The sequence below is a fragment of the Polymorphobacter sp. genome (assembly GCF_051860865.1).
GTDB lineage: Bacteria > Pseudomonadota > Alphaproteobacteria > Sphingomonadales > Sphingomonadaceae > Sandarakinorhabdus.
Genome location: NZ_JBIMKZ010000100.1, coordinates 1 through 8,300 on the forward strand (window position 1 = coordinate 1; position 8,300 = coordinate 8,300).

The following is an 8,300-nucleotide window of genomic DNA, read 5'->3' on the forward strand; positions in this document are numbered from 1 at the left end:
AAGCACCCGTCGCGGAGCCGCAAGATGCGGAGCTTCCTCGATACTTGATGCGGGTCCTGTCCTGATGCCGCCACGACCGGTCGTGTTCGCCGCCGCGGGGGCCATGTGTTACAGGATGGTAACTTGTCGCTGCTACGCGGCAAGGCTATGAAACCGGTCATGCGCAGATTTTCGTTGGCGTCCTTGGCTCTCCTGTTGATCGCTGCCGGGGTGCCGCCGATCGGCGACGCAGGCCGTGATCCGCTGCGTGACAAGATCGTTGCCAGCGCCAGGGCTGTGCCGCCCGCCAAGCTCTCCTTCGAACGGACGACACGGCTGGAACGCAAGGGTGGCGGCTCGCTGACCCGGCAGTTGCGGACCGAGCGCTGGGACGGCGCGCGGTGGACACTGGTCAGTATCGACGGCCATGCCCCGTCCGAACGCGAGCGGCGATCGATGGAGCGCCGCAAGGACGCCGAGAATGTGCCCGGCTATCATGAGCTTGCCCGGATCGTGGCGGCGGCGACCGAGCGCCGGACCGACGCCCAGGGGCGGACGGTTCTGGTGGTCCCGGTGCTGCCGGCCGGCAGCGTAATGGCGGACGGCAAGGATATTTCCGCGCATCTGCAGGCCGAGGCGGTGCTGGGCAGCCGCAGCGGCGAGCCCTGGGTGGAACGGTTGACAGTGACGGCGCGCGAGCCCTTCAAGCTCAACCTGCTGATCAAGGTGACCAGCTTCGAGCAGATCAACAATTACCGGATCTCGACCGACGGCGAGCCGAGGCTTGTCGCCCAGCAGAATGATTCGGTGGGCTCGATGTTCGGCTATACCGGCGGCGAGAAGAGCGAAGTCCTCTACGCCTATCGCTGACGGCGCCGCCGATTGCTTCGGCCCGCTAGCGTACCTATGGTCTGATCGAGAGAGGCCCCTGCCCCATGTCCATTCGTTTTACCGGCACCAGCGGCTATGTCGCGACCGAAGACCTGAAGGTGGCGGTGAATGCCGCCGTCACCCTGCGCCGGCCGCTGCTGGTCAAGGGGGAGCCCGGTACCGGCAAGACCGTGCTGGCGCAGCAGATCGCCGACAGCTTCGATGCGCCGCTGATCGAATGGAACATCAAGTCGACGACCCGGGCGCAGCAGGGCCTGTATGAATATGATGCGGTCAGCCGGTTGCGGGACAGCCAGCTCGGCGATCCGCGCGTCACCGACATCGGCAACTACATCCGGCGCGGCAAGCTCTGGGAGGCGTTCACGGCGCCGAAGCTGCCGGTGCTGCTGATCGACGAGATCGACAAGGCGGACATCGAGTTCCCCAACGACCTGCTGACCGAGCTCGATCGGATGTCCTTCGATGTCTATGAGACGGGCGAGCGGGTGACCGCCGTTCAACGGCCGATCATCATCATCACGTCGAACAACGAGAAGGAGCTTCCGGACGCTTTCCTCCGCCGCTGCTTCTTCCATTATATCAGGTTTCCTGACAGGGAAACCATGGAAGCCATTGTCAAGGTTCATTTTCCGGATATCCAGAAGTCGTTGGTGGCCGAAGCCTTGAACATCTTCTTCGAGATCCGCGATGTGCCGGGCATGAAGAAAAAGCCCTCGACCAGCGAATTGCTCGACTGGCTGAAACTGCTCTGCCACGAGGATTTGCCGATCGAGGTCCTGCGCAGCCGCGATACCAAGTCGCTGATCCCGCCGCTGCACGGCGCCCTGCTGAAGAACGAGGCCGATGTGATGCTGTTCGAGCGGTTGGCCTTCATGAGCCGCCGCGGCCAGGGTTGATTCCGCTCAGGGCTGGCTGTCGACAACCATCTCGAAACCGCCGAACGCCATGCGATGGCCATCCTGGACGGCGGCGTCGCCCTGCATCCGCGCATCGGCCGTCGCGCCCGGCCATCCGGCATCATGGGCCGCCTGCGATGGCCATTCCACCCAGGAGAACACCACCGCCTCATCCGGCTTCGCCAGCGTCGCCCGGCGGAAATCGGTGCGCTTGCCGTCCTGCACATCGTCCCCCCAGGCACTGACGACGCGCAGCGCGCCATGGGCTAGCAGCGCCTCGGCCTGCCGGTGCGCCAGTGCGGTATAGGCGTCGCGATGGGTGAGGGGCACGGGCATGATCATGCCGTCGATGAACCCGGTGCCGGAGACCGGGCCAGTGTCGGCGATGATCGCGAAGCCGCCCATGATCATGCGGCTGCCGTCGAAGGGCATGGTTGCCATCATGTCTTCAGCGCCCGGCATTGCCCGCATCGCCTCCCCGCCCGCGTCGCGGGTCTGCCTGTCGGGCCATTCGAGCCAGGAGAAGACGATGGTCTCCCCGGGCTCTGCCTGCACGGCCATGTGGAGGTCGTTCTGCTTGCCGATCGGCACATCGATGCCCCAGGCTTCCACCAATCGCGTCGAGCCGAGGTCGACGAACATCGGTGCGGCCTGGTTGGCGTGATCGATATAGTCGGCCTTCCTGTCCGTCGGAACGGCCAGCACGAATCCGTCAATATAGCCCATGGCTTCCTCCCCATCCGTAAAGCGACTCGACTTGTAGTTACGTTGATATCAACGTATTGAGAGGGCCATGTCAACCGCGCAGCTGAATGAACCCCTTGTCCCCTATCGAACTACGCTCCATGTGCGCGATCACTGCCTGTGCTTTGCCACGCACCGTGCGGCGCGCGCATTGGCGCGGCGTTTCGATGCGGCCCTGGCGCCTTATGGGCTCACCAGCGGCCAGTTTTCGTTGATGATGGCGCTCAACCGGCCCGAGGCGCCGCGGCTGGGGGATCTGGCGCTGTTCCTGGCGATGGACCGGACCACACTGACGGCCAATCTGAAGCCGCTGGAGCGCGCCGGGCTGGTGTCGATCCAGCCCGACGAAACGGACAAGCGCAGCCGCCGCCCGCGCCTGACGCGGCAAGGCGAGGCCGCACTGGCCGCCGCCGTGCCGACCTGGCAGGCGACGCACGAACTCATCGATGTGGAGATCGTCGAAGCCACCGACCTCCGCCACGGGCTGGCGCTGATCGCCGGGGTTGGCTAGGCTGGGCCATGTTTCTGGGCTTCCTTGAAGAATTGCGCGCCGCCCGGCTGCCGGTGTCGATGAAGGAGCATCTGCTGCTGCTCGAGGCGCTGCAGGCCGATGTCATCGACTGGTCGATCACCGATTTCTATTATCTGGCCCGCGCCATCTATGTGAAGGATGAGGCTCTCCTGGATCGGTTCGACATGGTGTTCGGGAAGGTTTTCAAGGGACTGGAATCCAGTGTTGACGTCGAACATGCGCGTGTTCCCGAGGATTGGCTGCGACGTGTGTCGGAGTTGAACCTGTCGCCGGATGAATTGGCGGCGCTGGAGAAGCTTGGCTGGGACAAGCTGATGGAGACGCTGAAGGAACGGCTTGCCGAGCAGAAGGAACGTCACGAAGGCGGAAACAAATGGATCGGCACCGGCGGCAAGAGCCCGTTCGGCGCCTATGGCGCCCATCCCGAAGGCGTGAGGATCGGCCAAGATCGCAACCGCAACAACAGCGCGGTGAAAGTCTGGGACAAGCGCGAGTTTCGTAACCTCGATGACAGCCAGGCGCTTGAATCGCGCAGCATCGCGCTGGCGCTGCGGCGGTTGCGGCGTTTCGCCCGCGAGGGTGCTGCTGATGAGCTCGATCTTGACCGGACCATATCGGGCACCGCCAAGCAGGGCTGGCTCGACATCGTCATGCGGCCGGAGCGTCACAACGCCGTCAAGCTGCTGCTGATGCTCGATGTTGGCGGCTCGATGGACCCGCATGTCACGATGTGCGAAACCTTGTTTTCGGCTGCAAGAACCGAGTTCAAGCATCTGGAATTCTTTTACTTTCATAACTGCCCCTATGAGGCGTTATGGAAGGACAACAAGCGGCGCTGGACCGAGCGGACGCCGGTGATCGAGCTGCTCCACAAGTTCCCGCATGACTACAAGCTGGTGTTTGTCGGCGATGCGGCGATGAGCCCGTATGAAGTCTCGCATCCGGGCGGGTCGGTCGAGCATTGGAACGAGGAAGCGGGTGACGTCTGGCTGCGACGGATGCTTGACGTTTATCGCTCGGCGGCCTGGCTCAATCCGGTTCCCGAGAAGAACTGGGGCTATAGCCAGTCAACCCAGATGATCCGGTCGATCATGGAGGACCGGATGTATCCGCTGACCCTTGACGGCCTGGACCGGGCGATGCGGGCGCTGACCCGGCATCACTGAGCGGCGGGCGTGGCCTGGGTGGGCGCCGGCGGCAGCGGCAGCGTGTTGACCCAGACGTTGAACAGGGTGACGACGCCGGCGGCGATCATCAGCCCGGCCTTCAGCCGGTTGCCGCCCGGTGCGCGGATCAGCCAGAAACCGCCGCCGATCAGGATGAAGGCCGCCACCATGGCGAGGCTGAGCATGGGGCTGGATGTGTCGAGCATGACGGGGCCTAATCTGTAAGGGTCTGGCGGATGGCATGGGCCCAGGCGGCGCGGCGTGGTGCGGGATCGCCTTCGGGCTCGAAATCGCGGTCGGCATGGACCATGGCCTCGGCGGCGTCTTCCAGGCTGTCGAACCAGCCGCAGCCGAGGCCGGCGAGCATGGCCGCGCCGAGCGCCGTGGTCTCGATGACCCGCGGGCGGCGGACAGGGATGCCGATGCTGTCGGCGAGGTCCTGACACAGCCAGTCATTGGCGACCATGCCGCCATCGACATGCAGCAGCGCGACCGGTAGCCCGTCGGCGCGCAAGGCGTCGATGAGATCGGCGGTCTGCTGGCCCATCGCCTCCAGCGTGGCGCGGACAATATGGGCCTTGGTAGTGCCGGCAGAGAGGCCGGTGATCAGGCCGCGCACGTCCGGTGCCCAGTGCGGCGCGCCGAGTCCGGCGAGGGCGGGGACGAACTGGACGCCGCCGCTGTCCGGCACCGAGCGGGCGAGCGCCTCGGTCTCGCTGGCTGAGCCGATGATGCCGAGGCCGTCCCGCAGCCACTGGACGGCGGCGCCGGCAATGAAGATCGAGCCTTCGAGCGCATAGGCGGCGCGGCCGTCGAGCTGCCAGGCCAGGGTGGCGAGCAGGCGGTGCGCCGAGCGCGGCGGTTGATGGCCGGCATGGGCGAGCAGGAAGGCGCCGGTGCCATAGGTCGCCTTGACGCCGCCGGGTGCGAGGCAGGCCTGGCCGATGCTGGCGGCATGCTGGTCCCCGGCGCAACCGGTGATCGGCAGGCAAGTGCCGAACAGGCTGGTCTCGCCGAGGTCGCCGGCGCAATCGGTGATGCGCGGCAGGATGGCGGCGGGAATGTCGAACAGCGCCAGCAGCTCCGGATCCCAGCGACCGGTGGCGAGGTCCATCAGCAGCGTGCGGCTTGCGTTGGTGGCGTCGGTGATGTGGTGTTTGCCCTCGGTCAGCTTCCAGACCAGCCAGCTGTCCACGGTCCCGGCGCGCAGGCGGCCCTGGCGGGCGGCGGCAGCGACGTCGGGCCAGTTGTCGAGCGCCCAGCGCAGCTTGGTGCCGGTGAAATAGGGGTCGAGCAGCAGGCCGGTGCGGGCCTGGACCAGCGGCTCATGGCCGTCGGCCTTCATCCGGGCGCAGAGCGCGGCGGTGCGCCGGTCCTGCCAGACGATCGCCGGGGCCAGCGGTTCGCCGGTCTCGGCGTCCCAGAGAACCAGCGTCTCGCGCTGGTTGGTGATGCCGAGCGCAGCCAGCCGCCCCTGCCCCAGCTGATCGGCGACCTCGCGCAGGCAGGCCTCGGACAGATTCCAGATTTCGGCGGCATTATGCTCGACATGGCCCGGTGCCGGATAATGCTGTGTCAGCGGGCGGCCGGCGCTGGCCACGATCGTACCGGTGGAATCGAAGGCGATGGCGCGGGTCGAGGTGGTGCCGGCATCGAGGACGAGAAGCAGGTCGGCGTGCATGCGCCTTTCCAAGGCGGGGCGGCTCGACTAGTCAAGCCCGGAGATGGACGGGCGTTCAGACAGTCTTCACGACCTGCTGGTGATCGGCGGCGGCATCAACGGTGCCGGCATCGCCCGTGATGCGGCCGGGCGCGGGCTTTCGGTGGCGCTGGTCGAGGCCGGCGATCTCGGCGGCGGGACGTCGAGCGCCTCGACCAAGCTGATTCATGGCGGGCTGCGCTATCTCGAATTCTACGACTTCGGCCTCGTCCGCAAGGCGCTGAAGGAGCGTGAGGTGCTGCTCGATATTGCGCCGCACATCAGCTGGCCGCAGGGCTTCGTGTTGCCACAAGGCGCCGGCGCCAGGCCGGGCTGGATGGTGCGCGCCGGACTGTTCCTGTACGATCGTCTGGCGCGACGCCGGGCGGTGCCGGGCTCGGCGCGGGTCGACCTGATGAACGACAGGGCCGGGCGGGCACTGGCCGACAAGAGCGTGACGGCGTTTCGCTATTGGGATGGCTGGGTGGACGATGCCCGGCTGGTTATCGCCAACTGCCAGGATGCGGCGGCGCGCGGCGCGCTGATCCTGCCGCGCAACGCCGCGGTGTCGGCGACACGGCAGGACGATATCTGGCAGGTGACGCTGGCCGATGCCCGGCGGCTGGCGGCGCGGCGCATCGTCAATGCCGCGGGCCCCTGGGCGGGCGAGGTGGCGCGGCAGGTGCTCGGCCTGAACGACGCGCCGGCGTTGAAGCTGGTGCAGGGATCGCACATCGTCACCCGCCGCGTGCATCTCGGTCGCGATGCCTTCATGCTCCAGCAGCCGGATGGGCGGATCATCTTCATCCTGCCTTATGAGCACGATTTCTCGCTGATCGGCACGACCGAGAAAACCATCGACGCGCCGGGAGACGCGGCGGTGGGGGACGACGAGGTCGACTATCTGCTCGCGGCGGCCAATCGCGGGCTGGCGCGTCCGCTGTCTGCCGCCGATATCGTTCATCGTTTCGTCGGCGTGCGGCCGCTGGTGCTGGAGCCTGGCAAGGGCGAGCGCGAGACGACACGGGATTGGCGGATCGTCGAGCATGATGGCATGGCGGCGCTGACGGTGATCGGCGGCAAGCTGACCACCTATCGCCTGCTTGCCGAGGATGTGCTGGCGCGGGTCGCCAGCGGGAAGCGTGGCTGGACGGCGACGGCGCCGCTGCCGGGCGGCGATGTGCCGCGCCGGGCCGGGCAGGACGGCCAGTCGGCCTTCCGCGAATGGCTGAATCAGCTGACGGCGGCGCAGGAGAATTACGACCCGAAGCTGGTCCGCCGGCTGGCGCATACACTGGGCACGGCGGCGGTGCCGCTGCTCGAGGCGGGGCTGGGGCCGAATATCGGCGGCATGTTCGAGGCCGAACTCCAGCATTATCGCGACCGGGAATGGGCGGCCACCGCCGAGGACGTGCTGTGGCGGCGGACGAAGATGGGGCTGCATATCGGCGTTGCCGGGCGCCAGGCGGTGGCGCGCTGGTTCGGCGAGGCGAGCGATGAACCGCCTGCCCAGGCCGAACTGCCGCTCACGCACCGCTTCGACCGGCCTCGCTGAGGCAGGCTGCGAAGGTCTGCGCATCGACATTGCCGCCGGACAATATGACCACGGACGTGCGCCGGGCGAGATCGACCTTGCCTGCCAGAACGGCCGCCAGCGCCACGGCGCCGCCCGGTTCGACGACCAGCTTCAGTTCGGTGAAGGCGAAGGCGACGGCGTTTGCCACGTCGCGTTCCGAAACACTGATGCCCCGGGCGTCGACCGAAGACAGGGTAGTGAAGGCCAGGCGGCCCATCCGCAGCGTCTGCAGTGCGTCGCAGCGGGTGGGGCCGGGCTGTTCGACCGGCAGGATCTCGCCGGCGGCGAGGCTGCGCCCGGCATCGTCATAGCCGTCCGGTTCGACGATTATCGTCGGCAGGCCCGAGCCTATGGCGAAGCCCGACGCCAATCCGCCGCCACCGCAGCAGACCAGCGCCAGGTCCGCTTGCAGGCCGCGCGTGGCCAGATCGTTCGCCACCTCCAGCCCGGCCGTGCCCTGCCCTGCCGCGACATGGCGGTCCTCGAACGGTGGGATGATCGTCGCGCCCCTGGCCTCGGCAATGCCAGCGGCAATACCCTCGCGTGATTCGGTGAGGCGGTCGTAGAGGATGATCTCGGCGCCATCGGCGCGGGTGCGGGCGATTTTCAGCGCCGGCGCGTCGGCGGGCATGACGATCACGGCCGGCACGCCGAGCAGCCGCGCGGCGCGGGCGACGCCCTGGGCATGGTTGCCCGACGAATAGGCGACGACACCGGCGGCGCGGTCGGCCGCCGATAGCGCCAGCAGCCGATTCAGGGCGCCGCGGAACTTGAACGAGCCGGTGATCTGCAGGCACTCGGGCTTGATCAGCAGCCG

Annotated in this window: 9 protein-coding genes; 5 read left to right on the forward strand and 4 right to left on the reverse strand. The window is 67.1% G+C overall.

Translation table 11 applies throughout. The features are described 5' to 3' along the window. Positions 1–183 precede the first annotated feature (183 nt). Positions 184–849 (forward strand): hypothetical protein, encoded by a 666-nt coding sequence (locus ACTIFJ_RS14160; protein ID WP_439534757.1) that lies wholly within the window; start codon positions 184–186, stop codon positions 847–849. Positions 850–920: 71 nt separating this feature from the next. Further along, positions 921–1,766, forward strand: a complete 846-nt coding sequence (locus tag ACTIFJ_RS14165; RefSeq protein ID WP_439534765.1) for an AAA family ATPase — start codon at positions 921–923, stop codon at positions 1,764–1,766. Between the two features lie 6 nt (positions 1,767–1,772). Here ACTIFJ_RS14165 and ACTIFJ_RS14170 read toward each other — a convergent pair whose 3' ends face one another. Then, on the reverse strand, positions 1,773–2,492 hold the full coding sequence (locus ACTIFJ_RS14170; RefSeq protein WP_439534758.1) for a DUF1428 domain-containing protein: 720 nt from the start codon (positions 2,490–2,492) through the stop codon (positions 1,773–1,775). A gap of 121 nt (positions 2,493–2,613) precedes the next feature. Here ACTIFJ_RS14170 and ACTIFJ_RS14175 point away from each other — a divergent pair, with 121 nt between their 5' ends. Together ACTIFJ_RS14175 and ACTIFJ_RS14180 are read left to right on the forward strand one after the other, a co-directional pair. Beyond that, positions 2,614–3,021: a MarR family winged helix-turn-helix transcriptional regulator gene (locus tag ACTIFJ_RS14175; protein ID WP_439534759.1), complete on the forward strand. Its 408-nt coding sequence runs from the start codon at positions 2,614–2,616 to the stop codon at positions 3,019–3,021. Positions 3,022–3,029: 8 nt separating this feature from the next. Continuing rightward, positions 3,030–4,208 (forward strand): vWA domain-containing protein, encoded by a 1,179-nt coding sequence (locus tag ACTIFJ_RS14180; protein WP_439534760.1) that lies wholly within the window; start codon positions 3,030–3,032, stop codon positions 4,206–4,208. Here ACTIFJ_RS14180 and ACTIFJ_RS14185 read toward each other — a convergent pair. Both ACTIFJ_RS14185 and glpK read right to left on the reverse strand, forming a co-directional pair. Then, positions 4,202–4,414: a hypothetical protein gene (locus ACTIFJ_RS14185; RefSeq protein ID WP_439534761.1), complete on the reverse strand. Its 213-nt coding sequence runs from the start codon at positions 4,412–4,414 to the stop codon at positions 4,202–4,204. The two genes, ACTIFJ_RS14180 and ACTIFJ_RS14185, sit on opposite strands and share 7 nt — an antisense overlap. Positions 4,415–4,422: 8 nt before the next feature. After that, a complete protein-coding gene (gene glpK / locus ACTIFJ_RS14190; RefSeq protein WP_439534762.1) occupies positions 4,423–5,889 on the reverse strand; it encodes a glycerol kinase GlpK in 1,467 nt (488 codons plus the stop codon). Positions 5,890–5,932: 43 nt separating this feature from the next. Between glpK and glpD the strand changes: the two genes are divergently transcribed. Next, positions 5,933–7,462, forward strand: coding sequence for a glycerol-3-phosphate dehydrogenase (gene glpD, locus ACTIFJ_RS14195; protein ID WP_439534763.1), 1,530 nt, complete (start codon positions 5,933–5,935; stop codon positions 7,460–7,462). Here glpD and ACTIFJ_RS14200 read toward each other — a convergent pair. Continuing rightward, positions 7,434–8,300: threonine ammonia-lyase (locus ACTIFJ_RS14200; protein ID WP_439534764.1), on the reverse strand; the 867-nt coding region annotated here is incomplete at its 5' end. The genes glpD and ACTIFJ_RS14200 overlap by 29 nt on opposite strands.

Excerpts from the sequence above, each read along its gene's own strand:
- ACTIFJ_RS14180 (WP_439534760.1), top strand. The coding sequence starts at position 3,030 with ATGTTTCTGGGCTTCCTTGAAGAATTGCGCGCCGCCCGGCTGCCGGTG.
- glpK (WP_439534762.1), bottom strand. The coding sequence starts at position 5,889 with ATGCACGCCGACCTGCTTCTCGTCCTCGATGCCGGCACCACCTCGACC.
- ACTIFJ_RS14170 (WP_439534758.1), bottom strand. The coding sequence starts at position 2,492 with ATGGGCTATATTGACGGATTCGTGCTGGCCGTTCCGACGGACAGGAAG.
- glpD (WP_439534763.1), top strand. The coding sequence starts at position 5,933 with ATGGACGGGCGTTCAGACAGTCTTCACGACCTGCTGGTGATCGGCGGC.
- ACTIFJ_RS14185 (WP_439534761.1), bottom strand. The coding sequence starts at position 4,414 with ATGCTCGACACATCCAGCCCCATGCTCAGCCTCGCCATGGTGGCGGCC.